Origin of the sequence: Mycobacterium tuberculosis complex sp. N0072, assembly GCF_030323725.1 — a bacterium.
GTDB lineage: Bacteria > Actinomycetota > Actinomycetes > Mycobacteriales > Mycobacteriaceae > Mycobacterium > Mycobacterium tuberculosis.
In genome coordinates, this window is the sequence record NZ_CP040689.1 from 1,165,365 (window position 1) to 1,180,399 (window position 15,035).

Below are 15,035 nucleotides of genomic sequence, written 5' to 3' on the forward strand. Positions count from 1 at the left end.
GACTCAACGGTTAATTGCTGGCCTCAAACGAGTGAGATGTCCCCCTTTGTCCGCATCACACGACGACCTGTTTGGGCATGACAGTGGGCTTGAATCCGTACCGCGGCCCGGCATAGGCACCGGTGCCCTTGGCGGCCGAGGCCATTCCCGGCATCATCCCGGTAACTGGGCCGGCTTCTTCGGCGGCGACGGTCCAGCCGCTGCCTTCGAGCGCTGTGGCGCCGGCGGTTGTCGCCGGTGCGGCCGTAGACCAGGCCGCCGGCACTGACAGCCGGCCGACCAGGGTGGCCTCGCCTAAACTTGCGCCGAGCCCCGCTGGCGTCACCGAGTCCGCCAACCCCGCGGCGGCCGCACTGGCGGCACCCTCGGCAGCCTCGATGGCGCCTTCGGCGATCGCTACCGGCGCCCCACTGTTCAGGGCATTTGCTAGGAATATCGCGGTGGGGATGGCGGCGTTGACATACCAAGCGGCGGTGTTGACTGCGCTGTTGATGATGTTTGCCACGAACGGGGTCGCGAGCAGGGCGTCGATGTCGGCAATGATTCCGCTCAGCCCCGTCGAGTCGAGAACCGATGTGACTGGGGAGGCGAGCCCACTCACCGCGTTGGGCAGGCTACTGATCAGGTCCGCTACGCTCACCTGGTTGACGGCGGCGGTGGCGGCAGCCGAGCCGACCGCGGCGGACTGGGCGGCCAGCCCGCCCGGGTTGGTGGTCTGCGACGGCGGGCTTAACGGTTGCAGCATCCCGGCGGCTCCCGAAGCGGCCGCGTAGCCGTACATAGCCAGAGCGTCCTGAGCCCACATCTCGGCATAGAGGGCTTCGGTCGCCATGATTGCCGGTGTGTTGATCCCCAGGACGTTCGTCGCGACCAGGGCCGCCAGCAGCGCCCGGTTGGCCGCGACCACCTCCGGCGGCACTGTCATCGCATAGGCCGCCTCGTAGGCGGCCGCCGACGCCATGGCCTGCGAGCCGGCATGCGCAGCGGCTTCGGCGGTGTAGGTCAACCAAGCCAGATAGGGCTGGGCTGCGGCGACCATCGCCATCGAGGCCGGACCCATCCACGACTCGGTGGTCAGCCGGGTGATCACCGACTCATACGACGCGGCCGTCGTACCCAACTCGGCGGCCAGGCCGTTCCATGCGGCCCCGGCGGCCATCATCGGTCCTGCACCCGCGCCGGCGTACATGCGTGCGGAGTTGATCTCAGGGGGTAAAGCTCCGAAATCCATGGGGTATTCCGTTTCCGTGGAGTTATTTGGCTGAATTTCGTTGTTGGTTGAGCGTGGCCGCCCGTACGTCTGCCGCCTAGACGGTTGCTGGCTTGGGCATGACGATGGGTTTGACGCCGTAGCGCGGTGCACCGAAGCCGGCGCTGTTGCGTGCGGCCGAGGCCACCCCTGGCATCCCGGGGATGAACGTCCCCGCGGCGGCCTGCGGCGCGGCGGCGGTCCAGCCCGCGCCCGGCAGTGTGCTGGTGGTGGATACCAGGGTCGCCTGTCCGGCCCAGGCGGGCGGCACCGACAACATGCCGATCGCGGATGCGCTGCCCAGGCCGGCCGCAATTCCGGCCTCGCCGAGGGCGGCTTCGGCCGCGCCCAATGCACCCAATTCGCCCAAGGCGGCTTCCCCACCGAGAGCCGAGGCGGCCTCGGCCGCCTCCTCTGCAGGCAGGAGGCCGCCGCCGGCAAGGCCGATCAGCGTAGACGTGGCGGAGGCCCAGTTCCCGGCCCCGATGTTGAGGATGTTGCCAATGCCACCCGAGAGTTCGGGCGGGAACAACCCCGTCGTCGCTTGGATGATGGCCGACGCTTCCCCTGTGATCCCCGAGAGTGGCGAGGCGGCAGCCGATGAGTTGAGCGACTCGGTGACGCCGTAGGTACCGGCGCTGATCCCCAGAGTGTTGACAAACATGTCATGCATAGCCTGAGCTTCGGCGCTGACCTGCTGGTAGAAGGTGCCGTACGCAGTGAAGAGCGCCGCCTGCAGCGCCGAAACCTCATCGAGGGCCGCCGGAGCGATGGCTGTGGTGGGCGCCGCGGCGGCAGCGTTTTGGGCTGCCATCGCAGCACCGATGGTCCCGAGTTGCGCGGCCGCAGCCGTCAACTCTTCAGGCACTGTCTTGAGGAATGACATCCATTGCTCCTTGTGTGTGAAACCTGCCGGCCGCTAGCACCCCGGGCCGACCCTGTGTGTTTGCGTACGGCTGCCTGTGGATTGGCGTAACGCTAACCGGCCAAGCCTCCACAGTCGCGACCGAAAGGCATGGGACGCCCGACGTTTACGGTTTTTTAACGTTTACGTCAGCATCCTTAACAAGGTCTTGGCGGCTGACATGGCGGTGTGATCTGGTGCCCGGGCTAGCACACTTCGGCACACAAATGAGACGCGCGGCGCGCGGATTCTAGGCGAATGACGGCTCTTTCGCACCTGGCGTGTCGCGGTAGGGTTGGTGCACTGGATCGGGTCCAAGCGCTACATTCGCCGTCAAGCCTCCACAGCCCGATTGGCAGAGGCAGCGGACAATCCGCGCTCACGGGTGCTGGCGTTTGCTAGTGCCGGTAATCTTCGAAAGAGTCGCTTCTAACTGCCAATATGCCGGGTCGAAGCCACTGTCCAGCACTGTCGGCATCCAGATGGGGGCGTTGGCGCGCTGATCGATACGCCGTCTGCGCGGCTCCCGGCACAATGAGTTCGTGCCCGATTCCTGGCCGGTCGTTTGCGTTGACGACTGGTCTGTTGCCGGCCTGGAGACCCAGGGGCAACACCCGCACGATTGGCTCAAACATTCTTCGCAGAAGCGGACGTGGCTCTTCAAGCCGGCGCGACCGGAGCGCGATCGTTTACTCGGCGAAGACGTGGCAGAAAAGCTCGCCAGCGAGTTGGCGCGGCTACGCGATGTCTCCACAACAAGAGGGGAAGCTCACCCGTCGTGCAAATGCTGAGCGGGGGTCTGGTCGGTCAGCGTGAACCCGAGGCTGGCCGCGTGGTCGAACGATGGGCACAGCGCCTCCACATACTTTGTCTCCAGCGGCGGCACATGGACCGCCCAGTTGCGGTCGTGACGATCACCGTGGGCGATCAATGCGTCGAACACGAGGTAGGTCGAAAGCGCGGAACGTGGGTAGGAGCGCTTGGTCGGCAGGTGCTGCGAACCGAGCAAGCGCCTGCTGGATCGCCTCGACGTTGTGCCCACGTTGCCCGGGATCGTCCCGGTCGCAGTTGAGCACAACCTCGGGCATCAATGCTTGCGGCAACCGCACGTCCTTGACCAGCGCACCGCGCACGCCGTCACGGACAGCCAGCTGGACCGGTGCCGCAGGTATCCCGACTAGGGCGTGTCTCCCAATTTCGGAGTTCCCACTCGGGCGTGGATGACGGCGCAGGCCAGCAGGACGCCGCCGAGGTAGGTCAGGGCGTATTTGTCGTAGCGGGTTGCGATGCCGCGCCACTGCTTGAGTCGATGGAAGCCGCGTTCGACGGTGTTGCGTAGCCCGTAGAGCGCGGCGTCGAATGCTGGTGGCCGCCCGCCGGCAGACCCCTTGGCCTTGCGCCGGTCGATCTGATCTTGGCGTTCGGGGATGGTGTGCTTGATCTTCTTAGACCGTAATGCGGCACGGGTACTTGGGTGTGAGTAGGCCTTGTCGGCGAGTAAGCGGAAATCCGTGCTGCCCAGGGCGTATTCGGTGCTGGCATGGCGATAGTCGTCGAGCAGGGGCAGCAGTTGCGGGTTGTCGCCGGCCTGGCCTGCGGTCAACCGGATCCGCACCGGGGCTTCGCGCTGATCGGTCAGGGCATGGATCTTGGTGGTCAGCCCGCCGCGCGAGCGGCCGATCGCATGATCGTCGGGTTCATCGGCGGATTTCTTGTAATTCGACAGTGCCCCCTGTGGCGAGCGTGTCCGAGCAGGCGCCCGCCGAATGCTGGTGTGCCCGCACGTTCGTGGAATCCACCGACAGCAGCTTCTCGATATCCTCGGCCACCTCAGCGTCCACCCCGAACACCGCGGCAACGTGGGCGAACACCTCGTCGCAGGTACCATCCAGCGACCAACGGTGATGGCGCTTCCACACCGTTTGCCACGGCCCGAACTCAGCGGGCAGGTCCCGCCACGGACTTCCCGTACGGAACCGCCACGCGATCCCTTCCAGGATAAGCCGGTGATCGCTAAACCGTCTGCCGGGCTTGCCCTCATGCGACGGCATCAACGGCTCGACCACGGCCCAGAACTCGTCCGAAATCACACCCACTCGCGTCACCGGCCAATCCTCGCTGGCCAGTAACCTAAAAATTTGGGAGACACGCCCTAGGCGCGGGCTGCAGCGGTAGTACTTTGGCCTGTTCGGCGCATCTCCTATGGCTGCGGCCCGCTGGCTCAAACCTTGCCTTGCCACGCCAAGCCATTCCTAGCCTTGCCTAGCCACACCATGCCCTGCCTAGACACAGCGAGCCTACGCCGCGTCGAGTTCGGCGAAAATCAAACTGACCCACTACCACCGGATTGAAGGGTTTGGTGCGTGTTGATACGTCCCGGGTTGTGCCTATGGGAGGGTGTCCATCTCCACGATGCCGCCGAAGTCGAGTTCGTCGAGTGCTCGGATCACTTCGCTCGACGGGATGCCGCGATAGAAGGGTGCCGCGTTCGGTCCGGTGCCCGTCGACGGTGCTTCCGCAGAGTCCTCGACCACGAGGCCGATCACACGGCCGTCTTGCGCAACGATCGGACCGCCGCTGTTGCCCGGCCGCGCGATTGCCGAGTAGAGGAAAATCTTCTGCCGGCCGGGGATAGTCGTCGCGGCCGGGTTGACCACCTCGCCACGCTGCACCGTGATCGCCATCTCCGCAGTCATCGGCACCCGCGGGTAACCGAACACGTAGACCTCATCCGCCCAGTCGGGATCACGGAACGCCATGCCGCCAAGCCGCGGGATGTACTTGCCTTCGGGCATCTCGAATTTGATTACTGCGACGTCGAGCGTGGGGTGCGGGTGAGCGGTGCCCGAGAAGTTCACCAACTCGGCTTCGGCGTGGTTGCTTGACGGATAGACGGACAGACCTGCGCTCGTGCCCGCGAGCCCGGTCACGACATGTTTGTTGGTGATGACGTGATTGTGGTCGACGACGAGGCCGGTTCCCCAACTATCCACCGGATTGCCAGCGTCGTCGTGACCGGCGAGTTGAACGGTCACCGCGTTGTAGCTCGGGATGATGAGCTCGGCACCGAACACCTCGGACAACCAGAGGTTGCCGCCACGCTGTCCCTTCGATATCGCCCCCTGCGAGATGTACTTCTGCCCCATGACTGGCAATCGCGGGTCCCAACCGAGCGGCAGCAGAAGTCCCGCGCGTTCCATCGAGCTGAGGATGCGGTGGAGGGTCACCGCGTCGCCCGCGGCGGGCAGGCCGAGGGTGCTCAGGTATCGGGAGAAATCTGCGACCGACCACGGTTCGAAGGGCACCGTCGTCGGCAGACCGATATCCGAGTCAACCGGTGGTGGTTCGGGTTTGCCGATCGCCGCCGCAACCACCGGGTTGTGGACCAGCCCGAAGAATTGATGGGCGCACATCGCCACGTTCACACGCCACGCAGGAGTCCCGGGCTTCAGGTCGGCCGCCGTGAGCTGTCGCGGTCAGGTGCTTTCCGCGCCATCCGCCGTCACCTCTGCCATGGTCCATCTACGGTATCTGCGACAAGGGCAGCGTCGATGCCTCGACATGCAGAGTCGGTGTTCGCTTCACGCGAACTAGGCGCGCCTAGCCTGGACGAGTCCCCGGGCCGACATTCGCCCGAGGCCTTGGCCTCCATCACCTAATTGTGTGCAAAACCGTATCTAATTGATACGATTGCGCACATGGCTATCTGGGATCGCCTCGTCGAGGTTGCCGCCGAGCAACATGGCTACGTCACGACTCGCGATGCGCGAGACATCGGCGTCGACCCTGTGCAGCTCCGCCTCCTAGCGGGGCGCGGACGTCTTGAGCGTGTCGGCCGAGGTGTGTACCGGGTGCCCGTGCTGCCGCGTGGTGAGCACGACGATCTCGCAGCCGCAGTGTCGTGGACTTTGGGGCGTGGCGTTATCTCGCATGAGTCGGCCTTGGCGCTTCATGCCCTCGCTGACGTGAACCCGTCGCGCATCCATCTCACCGTCCCGCGCAACAACCATCCGCGTGCGGCCGGGGGCGAGCTGTACCGAGTTCACCGCCGCGACCTCCAGGCAGCCCACGTCACTTCGGTCGACGGAATACCCGTCACGACGGTTGCGCGCACCATCAAAGACTGCGTGAAGACGGGCACGGATCCTTATCAGCTTCGGGCCGCGATCGAGCGAGCCGAAGCCGAGGGCACGCTTCGTCGTGGGTCAGCAGCTGAGCTACGCGCTGCGCTCGATGAGACCACTGCCGGATTACGCGCTCGGCCGAAGCGAGCATCGGCGTGACCAAGCCCTATTCGTCGCCGCCAACGAACCTGCGCTCACTACGAGATCGGCTCACCCAAGTAGCGGAACGGCAAGGTGTCGTGTTCGGTCGACTGCAGCGGCATGTCGCGATGATTGTTGTCGCACAGTTCGCGGCCACGCTCACCGACGACACCGGCGCTCCGCTGCTGTTGGTCAAAGGCGGATCGTCGCTGGAACTGCGCCGGGGAATTCCCGATTCGCGGACCTCCAAAGACTTCGACACGGTCGCACGTCGCGATATCGAATTAATCCATGAACAGCTCGCTGACGCGGGCGAGACGGGGTGGGAAGGATTCACTGCAATCTTCACCGCCCCCGAAGAAATCGATGTTCCTGGTATGCCGGTCAAGCCGCGCCGATTCACCGCCAAGCTGAGCTACCGAGGCCGGGCTTTCGCAACTGTTCCGATCGAGGTCTCCTCCGTCGAAGCCGGCAATGCCGACCAATTCGACACCCTCACCTCAGACGCGCTCGGCCTCGTGGGCGTACCCGCAGCAGTCGCCGTACCCTGCATGACCATTCCCTGGCAAATCGCGCAGAAGCTGCACGCAGTAACTGCCGTGCTCGAAGAACCGAAGGTCAACGACCGCGCTCACGACCTGGTGGACTTGCAGCTTCTTGAAGGACTGTTGCTCGATGCCGACCTCATGCCGACGCGCAGCGCGTGCATCGCGATATTCGAAGCGCGCGCCCAGCATCCTTGGCCACCGAGAGTCGCCACGCTGCCGCACTGGCCGCTGATCTATGCAGGTGCGCTGGAGGGGCTTGACCACCTTGAACTCGCCAGGACGGTCGACGCGGCGGCCCAGGCAGTGCAGCGATTCGTTGCGCGGATTGATCGGGCGACGAAAAGATGAGTGCTGGCGCGGCCTGCGGCGCACGGGAGAACACAGGGACCACCCCGGTTCCATAGTCAACGTCAGCGGTGCGGGTGTCGATCAGACGACGAATGGAATCGCCCTCGCATTCCTCGCGATCGAGTGCCTATGAGCCGCGCTCCTGCGGCCTAGGCGAGCGCTTTCCGGGGCTCTCAGACATCGGCCTCGTGGCGGTGTGCGCGGCGGCATGTGGCTCTGTGATCTCTTGCGCGAGCGCCGATTGCGAATTTCGTCCGGCGAAAAGTGACCGCTCCGTGACCTTAATGCAAGAGGTGTGTGGTGTGGAGAGGGGCGGGAGGAAGGGAGTGAGGCGACGGTGTCGAGATGCAGCGAGGATTGGTGGACTTCCGGTAGTTGTTTAACAAGGCCCCGGAGACCAGGGGGCGAGGGAGAGCGCGGGCCGACTTGGGTGGGTGAGCCTGGCTTGGGCTGGTGCGTGAGCGGAGGATCGCTGGTGGCCCCGTAGTTGGCGTTGGCCTGCGGACGTGCCGCGCCTGCGAGGGATTCGTCAATCTTCCTGTTGATGTCGCCCGTGCCACGTCGGTGAGATGTCGAAGGGATGTGACCTGGTGCGTTCGCGAACAGCTGCTGACCACGGCCACCGACGGCGCTCAACTGTCGTCGATTCCATCCCACCCGTGCTTGGACTTTCAAACTGTCCGGCGCCGATGGGGAAACCTGGTGTTTGGCCGGAACGTGGCGCCGAGCCTCGATAATATCAGCAGTTACGTCCAGGGGTGTGGTGTACGGGCAGGTAAGGCCGGTGGGCGTGTCGTAGCCCAGTAGTGGGCGGTCATCGCGTGATCCTTCGAAACGACCAGCAAAAGTCAATCGAAGGAAATGACGCAATGACCTCTTCTCATCTTATCGACGCCGAGCAGCTTCTGGCTGACCAACTCGCACAGGCGAGCCCGGATCTGCTGCGCGGGCTGCTCTCGACGTTCATCGCCGCCTTGATGGGGGCTGAAGCCGACGCCCTGTGCGGGGCGGGCTACCGCGAACGCAGCGATGAGCGGTCCAATCAGCGCAACGGCTACCGCCACCGTGATTTCGACACCCGTGCCGCAACCATCGACGTCGCGATCCCCAAGCTGCGCCAGGGCAGCTATTTCCCGGACTGGCTGCTGCAGCGCCGCAAGCGAGCTGAACGCGCACTGACCAGCGTGGTGGCGACCTGCTACCTGCTGGGAGTATCCACTCGCCGGATGGAGCGCCTGGTCGAAACACTTGGTGTGACAAAGCTTTCCAAGTCGCAAGTGTCGATCATGGCCAAAGAGCTCGACGAAGCCGTAGAGGCGTTTCGGACCCGCCCGCTCGATGCCGGCCCGTATACCTTCCTCGCCGCCGACGCCCTGGTGCTCAAGGTGCGCGAGGCAGGCCGCGTCGTCGGAGTGCACACCTTGATCGCCACCGGCGTCAACGCCGAGGGCTACCGAGAGATCCTGGGCATCCAGGTCACCTCCGCCGAGGACGGGGCCGGCTGGCTGGCGTTCTTCCGCGACCTGGTCGCCCGCGGCCTGTCCGGGGTCGCGCTGGTCACCAGCGACGCCCACGCCGGCCTGGTGGCCGCGATCGGCGCCACCCTGCCCGCAGCGGCCTGGCAGCGCTGCAGAACCCACTACGCAGCCAATCTGATGGCAGCCACCCCGAAGCCCTCCTGGCCGTGGGTGCGCACCCTGCTGCACTCCATCTACGACCAGCCCGACGCCGAATCAGTTGTTGCCCAATATGATCGGGTACTCGACGCTCTGACCGACAAACTCCCCGCGGTGGCCGAGCACCTCGACACCGCCCGCACCGACCTGCTGGCGTTCACCGCCTTCCCCAAGCAGATCTGGCGCCAAATCTGGTCCAACAACCCCCAGGAACGCCTCAACCGAGAGGTACGACGCCGAACCGACGTCGTGGGCATCTTCCCCGACCGCGCCTCGATCATCCGCCTCGTCGGAGCCGTCCTCGCCGAACAACACGACGAATGGATCGAAGGACGGCGCTACCTGGGCCTCGAGGTCCTCACCCGAGCCCGAGCAGCACTGACCAGCACCGAAGAACCCGCCAAGCAGCAAACCACCAACACCCCAGCACTGACCACCTAGACTGCCACCCGAAGGATCACGCGAGGAACCTTCACTCGTACACCACGTCCCTGGCCTTGGCCGAAGGTAGAACGCCAGCACGACTTGCTGTTGTCAACTCTTGCGAGTTACGTGAGTGCGGCCGGAGCACACGCTCGTATCGTCGTCACAGTCGAAGGGCGCGATCTTGAGTTCGACGTATCGACCTTCGCCCTTGTGGGCCCGCAGCAGCTGCCCGAAGTCGAGCCGTCGCAGTAGTGACCGGGGGCCCAGTTAGCGATGGCTTTGTCACTGTGGAGGGTCTCCCTCCCGTAGTGATGCACCACTCGCACGAGAGCCAATTCGGCCGCCCGTCGCGCCGCAGCAGAGCGCGGTGGCTCTTCGTCGTTCATTTGGTCATCGCCTCGCGTAGATGTTCCGCCGCGTCTTCGCCGCGGACGCCGGCCGTGCGTAGGTCGGCGTATACCCTCGGCCATAACATCGACCTAAACCCCTGCAGGTTCTGTTCGGTCAGCCGGGCGCACGCTGGGGTCGGGAAGAAGCGCAATATCAACCGACCGCCGGCGATTTCCTGCAATCCCGCAGCCATTGCTGCACGGCGAAGATCGCTCCATGATCGCCCGGGCACGTAGATTTCCATCGGAGCTATTTCCGTCTGCATTGGCGCGAGCAGGCTCGCCGACAACGCGCTTGTGGCTGCCCACTCAATGCCTGCGGCATCCCACAACTGGCCGGCCTTGACCACGCCGGCAGTCGGATCGCGCCACAGCACACCAGTCGAAATAGAAATCGGCGACCGAAGCTTGTCTGCTGCCTCAGCGTATGCATCCAACAGCGCATCGCGATCAACGATCAGGCGCGCCGATTTCGGGCCGCGGGCAGTGGCACTGGCCAGATGGCCGTTTTTTTCGAGAAACTTCAACGCCTGAGCGCTGCTTCCCATCGAGAGACCGGTGGCCTCTACAACCGAGGCGACAGTTGGACCGGCGATGTTCGCCAGCAGCGCTTCACATACGGCAAGTGTGGCGCGGCGCCAGCCTATGCGCGCGTCGAGTGGGGCAGGTGGCGCGCCTTTCGTCTCGATCACCAGAGTGGTTCCAGTTGATGTGTTTCGGTAGTGGATATCGGCAGCGCCCGACTCGTCCACCCACCCAACACCGGCGTCATGTGCCGCCTTCCGGGCACCAGGAGACATCGTGGGTGCAGCCAAAATGTCGGGCCGGGATGTGGCGTGGAGTGCCTCGGCTACCTGACGGGGCCAACCAGTCGTGAGCCAGCGAACCAGGAACTCTGCGCCGTCGAGCGACACAATCACGTCGCGATGAGGGCCGTTTACGCGTCGTGCGCGCACTTCGCTGCGAAACGCGCCTTCCAGCGCACTCACGGTGCGTTCGTCCCAAGACATGGAGGCATCATACTTCACTAAGGGACGATACTCTACTGTTTCAGTGAAGTACCATCTACGGATGAAGTTCGATTGCCACGTGCGATCCGACGCTTGCACTTCGCTGGCGGGCCGCGAACCCGATCAGCTCCTCCAGGTCGTCGGCACGGGTCAGCAAGGCGGCGCTGTCCGGGTGGGCGCGCATGCCAAACACCAGTCGCTCACCGTCGGGGTCAAGCAACACCAGGTCGCGGAGCATGGTGGCGGGCGGAACCCACACTTCGGGCTAGCTCTAGGGGGCAGGGCTTTGACGGGTCTTGACAAATACGTGTAGCTACACGAGTCTGGAGTAATGGGCAAAGGGGCGGCGTTCGACGAATGCGCTTGCTACACCACCCGGCGGGCGGCCCGACAGCTCGGCCAGGCCTATGATCGCGCGCTGCGGCCGAGCGGGTTGACGAACACCCAATTCAGCACGCTGGCCGTGATCTCGCTGTCGGAAGGCAGCGCCGGGATCGACCTCACGATGAGCGAGCTTGCCGCCCGCATCGGCGTTGAACGCACGACGCTAACCCGCAACCTCGAGGTGATGAGGCGCGACGGACTGGTGCGGGTCATGGCGGGTGCCGACGCGCGGTGCAAGCGCATCGAGCTGACCGCGAAGGGCCGCGCGGCACTGCAAAAGGCGGTGCCCCTATGGCGCGGGGTGCAGGCGGAGGTGACCGCAAGCGTCGGTGACTGGCCACGGGTGCGACGCGACATCGCGAATCTGGGTCAGGCGGCGGAGGCGTGTCGGTGATCTTTTTTGCGCATATATGTGTAGTTACACCCAACTGAGGAGCAAATGATGGCTAGGCAGAGATTTCGTGACCAGGTGGTGTTGATCACCGGTGCCTCCAGCGGCATCGGGGAGGCGACCGCGAAGGCATTCGCCCGTGAGGGCGCCGTGGTCGCCTTGGCGGCGCGCCGCGAGGGTGCGTTGCGCCGGGTTGCCCGGGAGATCGAGGCCGCGGGTGGGCGGGCGATGGTCGCCCCGCTCGACGTCTCGTCGTCGGAGAGCGTGCGCGCCATGGTTGCCGACGTGGTCGGCGAGTTTGGTCGCATTGACGTCGTGTTCAACAACGCCGGCGTCTCGCTGGTAGGCCCGGTCGACGCAGAGACCTTCCTTGACGACACTCGCGAGATGCTGGAGATCGACTACCTCGGCACGGTGCGCGTGGTGCGGGAGGTCTTGCCGATCATGAAGCAGCAACGATCGGGACGGATCATGAACATGTCGTCGGTGGTGGGTCGCAAGGCCTTTGCGCGATTCGCCGGCTACTCCTCCGCCATGCACGCGATCGCCGGTTTCTCCGATGCGTTGCGCCAAGAGCTGCGGGGTAGCGGAATCGCCGTCTCGGTGATCCACCCGGCGCTGACCCAGACACCGCTGTTGGCCAACGTCGACCCCGCCGACATGCCGCCGCCGTTTCGCAGCCTCACGCCCATTCCCGTTCACTGGGTCGCGGCAGCGGTGCTTGACGGTGTGGCGCGGCGGCGCGCCCGCGTAGTCGTTCCATTTCAGCCGCGGCTGCTCATGGTGGGTGACGCGTTCTCGCCGCGGTACGGCGACCGGGTGGTCCGCTTGCTCGAGAGCAAGATATTCGGTCGCCTGATCGGTTCCTATCGGGGTTCGGTATACCGCCATCAGCCGACCGAATCAGCGAAGGCACAGGCGGCCCAGCCCGAGCGCGGGTACTCGTCGGCCCGGTGAGGTTGGTTGGAGCCAGGCTCCACGTCGCTGAGGCGAGCGGCGTGCGCAGCGCGTAGCGGCTCGTCGGCACGGTGTCGATGGTCTCCTTGGCGCTGAATCGCGACGTGCTGGCGATCACCCGGGCAAGCCGATCACGCAGTTCGTCGTCGGGCGCCAGCTCAACGTCGAGTTGCGCTCTCCCGCTTTGAGATCCAGCGCGACACCTCGTCGCGCCGGTACACGACGCGCCGTCCCAAGGTGAAGCTCGCCGGTCCGATGTCCGAGTGCCGCCAGTGCCGTAGAGTGCCGACGGGAACGCCGATCATCTCCGAAACTTGTTTTGCGTCCAGCAGATCCATGTTTCTCCTCCCGACATGGGCTGGTTTCCAATGTCTCCAACAGTGCTGGCAGCGTCCGTGTTCGGTCGCCCATTTCGCTTGCGCGACTGCGCCATAACCGGCCAGGTGAGGCGCGACGGGTTCGAGAGTGGCGCCGCGGTATTGTGCGACTGCCCTGGCCGAGCGGAGCAGCTCGTCGTCGTCGATGCCCCGGCGGTCGAGTTGGACGATGTCGACGTAGTCCCGCCAGCGGGTGCTGGTGATGCCGCGTTCGAGGATGGTCACTCCCTTCTCGGCGATGATGGTCTCGGGCGCGTAGCCCAGGAGTGTGATCGGCTCGCCGAGGATCCGGTCGATGGTCACCCGTGTGGGCCACGGCGCGATCGGTTCGCCGGTGGACACATCCCAGGCCGCGATGCCCTGCCACGGTCCGACCGACATAGCGACTCGCACGCGCAGGCCCGGGTAGTCGGCCCGCTCGCGAATTTCCTGCACGCTGCTCGTGTCGAGGTTGAACGCCACCCCGTCGTCGATGTCGATCACGGCGATGTCGCGAACCACCTGGGTGAGATGCTCGGCGGTGACGTCGGCGCGCATGGCGTTGGAGTCGGTGTCCTTCGTCGGGTGCCGAACGCCGTAGGCGGCCAGCAGGATCCGGCCTTTGAGGACGAAGTCTGCGGCATGCGAGGTGCGGGTGAGCCGATCCAGGAACGATTCGAGGGTGTGTCGAGTCAGGTACTCCTGCGTCGGTGCGCCGGTCCCGCACTTCGAGGCAGTAGAACGAGCGAGGATTGGATCCGGCGGGACACCGTGTCGCCGGAGCTCACGCCAGCATCGCCAATGTTTGTAAGACCGGGGACTTCTCCCGCGGTAGGCGGGTGGCGATCTCGATCAGCCGGGCGGGTTTGCCGCCTCGGCGCAGCCACTCTCGCAGCGCGTCACGCGCCAGTTCGTAACCGACTTCGTAGCGGAGCCGGAATGTATCGGCGATCGAGCGCTCGGGTGAGTTAGATTCCGATTGTCTGATCCGATCCCGGGATCGTGATCTCGTCGCGTCCGATCTAAAATGTGGCCCGGTCGAAGTGGTGCCACGCAATCGCGCCTGTGCTGGCCGGTGTCCTCGACCAGCGGGGGATGGCGATGTCCAGCGCGGCGGGGATCGCGTCGGTCAGGTCGTGGTGCGTGAGTGCGGAGGCCAGGCAGATCGTAGCGTCGGGGCGGCGCGTGGCGGCCTCGATCCGATCCCAGTCGGCGGTCGACGCGTCTACGGGTAGGTAGATGCCGCGGGCGATGCGGTCCCAGCGGCCTGCCTGCGCGCCGCGGTAAAGCGCGCTGCGCGAGGCCGGCCCGCCCCGCAGTGCTCGGTGTCAGGGCTTCCACGGCGCCTATCCCACTCGTCTTTGGTACGGAACGTAGGCAGATAACTCTATGTGCAGACGTTTCGTATCGATGCCTGAGGAAATCGGGAACAGGCCCCGCGGGCGCATGGCTATTGGGAGTACGGCGGGGCACTGACATTGCGAGGCCACCGTCGGTTGGCGCCGGTAGCATGGGGATTTGTCGATGCTTGGTGAAGGAGCAACCGTGGGCGGTGAGACGCCTAAGAAGGTGGTCGTCTCATGGACTGCTGTGAAGAACGCGGGGTCGCGCGCCACAAGGGCCTCAGCCAAGTTGGAACGCCGGGTTGTCCCCGTTGGTCACAAGCGGTCAGCTGCCGTTGCAGCGCATATCGAGAAGCAGCGGTCACCGCAGTCCAGATGCCGCTGACGCCCGGCTACGGTGAGACCCCGCTTCCGCACGACGAACTGGCCGCGTTGCTCCCCGAGGTTGTCGAGGTGTTGGACAAGCCGATCACGCGCGCTGATGTTTATGACCTCGAACAGGGCCTTCAGGACCAGGTTTTCGATCTATTGATGCCGACGGCTGTTGAAGGCTCGTTGTCGCTTGATGAGCTTCTCAGTGACCATTTCGTCCGCGATCTCCACGCGCGTATGTTTGGTCCGGTATAGGACTGGGCCGGGCGGTGGTGACGACGTGAACTCAACATCGGTGTTGCACCGGAGCAGGTCGCCGTCGAGGTACGCAACGCGCTCGACACCATCGCGTACCGCTGGGTGCACACCGATGATTGGACCGGTCGGCAACTGGGTATTGTTGTTCATGCAGACCTT

Annotated in this window: 13 protein-coding genes and 2 pseudogenes; 6 read left to right on the forward strand and 9 right to left on the reverse strand. The window is 64.9% G+C overall.

Going from position 1 to position 15,035, the window contains the following annotated elements:
* Positions 1 to 55 precede the first annotated feature (55 nt).
* The 5 genes and pseudogenes from FF952_RS05545 to FF952_RS05565 form a co-directional block, all read right to left on the reverse strand.
* On the reverse strand, positions 56 to 1,231 hold the full coding sequence (locus FF952_RS05545) for a PPE family protein (RefSeq protein WP_003405368.1): 1,176 nt from the start codon (positions 1,229 to 1,231) through the stop codon (positions 56 to 58).
* 76 nt (positions 1,232 to 1,307) lie between these two features.
* Positions 1,308 to 2,135: a PE family protein PE8 gene (locus FF952_RS05550; RefSeq protein WP_003405370.1), complete on the reverse strand. Its 828-nt coding sequence runs from the start codon at positions 2,133 to 2,135 to the stop codon at positions 1,308 to 1,310.
* 787 nt (positions 2,136 to 2,922) lie between these two features.
* Positions 2,923 to 3,162, reverse strand: a complete 240-nt coding sequence (locus FF952_RS05555) for a hypothetical protein (RefSeq protein WP_003405375.1) — start codon at positions 3,160 to 3,162, stop codon at positions 2,923 to 2,925.
* 168 nt (positions 3,163 to 3,330) lie between these two features.
* A pseudogene (locus FF952_RS05560) lies at positions 3,331 to 4,258 on the reverse strand (IS5-like element ISMt1 family transposase).
* A gap of 282 nt (positions 4,259 to 4,540) precedes the next feature.
* Positions 4,541 to 5,566 (reverse strand): S1 family peptidase, encoded by a 1,026-nt coding sequence (locus FF952_RS05565; RefSeq protein ID WP_003405514.1) that lies wholly within the window; start codon positions 5,564 to 5,566, stop codon positions 4,541 to 4,543.
* Positions 5,567 to 5,812: 246 nt separating this feature from the next.
* Here FF952_RS05565 and FF952_RS05570 point away from each other — a divergent pair, with 246 nt between their 5' ends.
* The 3 genes from FF952_RS05570 (at position 5,813) to FF952_RS05580 (ending at position 9,431) form a co-directional block, all read left to right on the forward strand.
* Positions 5,813 to 6,436, forward strand: a complete 624-nt coding sequence (locus FF952_RS05570) for a type IV toxin-antitoxin system AbiEi family antitoxin domain-containing protein (RefSeq protein ID WP_003405517.1) — start codon at positions 5,813 to 5,815, stop codon at positions 6,434 to 6,436.
* The gene (locus FF952_RS05575) at positions 6,433 to 7,314 is read left to right on the forward strand and encodes a nucleotidyl transferase AbiEii/AbiGii toxin family protein (protein ID WP_003898703.1); all 882 of its coding nucleotides are present in this window, start codon (positions 6,433 to 6,435) and stop codon (positions 7,312 to 7,314) included. Before FF952_RS05570 ends, FF952_RS05575 begins: the two co-directional genes overlap by 4 nt.
* 869 nt (positions 7,315 to 8,183) lie before the next feature.
* Positions 8,184 to 9,431, forward strand: coding sequence for an IS256-like element IS1081 family transposase (locus FF952_RS05580; protein ID WP_003901078.1), 1,248 nt, complete (start codon positions 8,184 to 8,186; stop codon positions 9,429 to 9,431).
* Positions 9,432 to 9,798: 367 nt separating this feature from the next.
* Here FF952_RS05580 and FF952_RS05585 read toward each other — a convergent pair whose 3' ends face one another.
* Together FF952_RS05585 and FF952_RS05590 are read right to left on the reverse strand one after the other, a co-directional pair.
* Positions 9,799 to 10,914 (reverse strand): hypothetical protein, encoded by a 1,116-nt coding sequence (locus tag FF952_RS05585; RefSeq protein ID WP_003405582.1) that lies wholly within the window; start codon positions 10,912 to 10,914, stop codon positions 9,799 to 9,801.
* A complete protein-coding gene (locus tag FF952_RS05590) occupies positions 10,871 to 11,074 on the reverse strand; it encodes a hypothetical protein (RefSeq protein ID WP_003405585.1) in 204 nt (67 codons plus the stop codon). Before FF952_RS05590 ends, FF952_RS05585 begins: the two co-directional genes overlap by 44 nt.
* 72 nt (positions 11,075 to 11,146) lie before the next feature.
* Here FF952_RS05590 and FF952_RS05595 point away from each other — a divergent pair, with 72 nt between their 5' ends.
* Together FF952_RS05595 and FF952_RS05600 are read left to right on the forward strand one after the other, a co-directional pair.
* The gene (locus FF952_RS05595) at positions 11,147 to 11,593 is read left to right on the forward strand and encodes an oxidation-sensing regulator MosR (protein ID WP_003405595.1); all 447 of its coding nucleotides are present in this window, start codon (positions 11,147 to 11,149) and stop codon (positions 11,591 to 11,593) included.
* 48 nt (positions 11,594 to 11,641) lie between these two features.
* A complete protein-coding gene (locus FF952_RS05600; RefSeq protein WP_003405600.1) occupies positions 11,642 to 12,547 on the forward strand; it encodes an SDR family oxidoreductase in 906 nt (301 codons plus the stop codon).
* Between the two features lie 37 nt (positions 12,548 to 12,584).
* Here FF952_RS05600 and FF952_RS20915 read toward each other — a convergent pair.
* Positions 12,585 to 12,701, reverse strand: a pseudogene (locus FF952_RS20915) (EthD domain-containing protein); the annotation flags it as partial.
* Positions 12,702 to 12,705: 4 nt separating this feature from the next.
* The gene (locus FF952_RS20920; protein WP_369810505.1) at positions 12,706 to 13,656 is read right to left on the reverse strand and encodes a nucleotidyl transferase AbiEii/AbiGii toxin family protein; all 951 of its coding nucleotides are present in this window, start codon (positions 13,654 to 13,656) and stop codon (positions 12,706 to 12,708) included.
* A 965-nt stretch (positions 13,657 to 14,621) separates the two neighbouring features.
* Between FF952_RS20920 and FF952_RS05615 the strand changes: the two genes are divergently transcribed.
* Positions 14,622 to 14,873 carry a hypothetical protein gene (locus tag FF952_RS05615; RefSeq protein WP_003898708.1) on the forward strand — a complete coding sequence of 84 codons (252 nt, stop codon included), beginning with the start codon at positions 14,622 to 14,624 and terminating at the stop codon, positions 14,871 to 14,873.
* The last annotated feature ends 162 nt before the right edge of the window (positions 14,874 to 15,035 follow it).

Bases quoted from the DNA above. Each gene is read 5' to 3' on its own strand.
- FF952_RS05615 (WP_003898708.1), top strand. From the start codon at position 14,622: ATGCCGCTGACGCCCGGCTACGGTGAGACCCCGCTTCCGCACGACGAA.
- FF952_RS05565 (WP_003405514.1), bottom strand. From the start codon at position 5,566: ATGTGCGCCCATCAATTCTTCGGGCTGGTCCACAACCCGGTGGTTGCG.
- FF952_RS05595 (WP_003405595.1), top strand. From the start codon at position 11,147: ATGGGCAAAGGGGCGGCGTTCGACGAATGCGCTTGCTACACCACCCGG.
- FF952_RS05600 (WP_003405600.1), top strand. From the start codon at position 11,642: ATGGCTAGGCAGAGATTTCGTGACCAGGTGGTGTTGATCACCGGTGCC.
- FF952_RS05550 (WP_003405370.1), bottom strand. From the start codon at position 2,135: ATGTCATTCCTCAAGACAGTGCCTGAAGAGTTGACGGCTGCGGCCGCG.
- FF952_RS05545 (WP_003405368.1), bottom strand. From the start codon at position 1,231: ATGGATTTCGGAGCTTTACCCCCTGAGATCAACTCCGCACGCATGTAC.
- FF952_RS05580 (WP_003901078.1), top strand. From the start codon at position 8,184: ATGACCTCTTCTCATCTTATCGACGCCGAGCAGCTTCTGGCTGACCAA.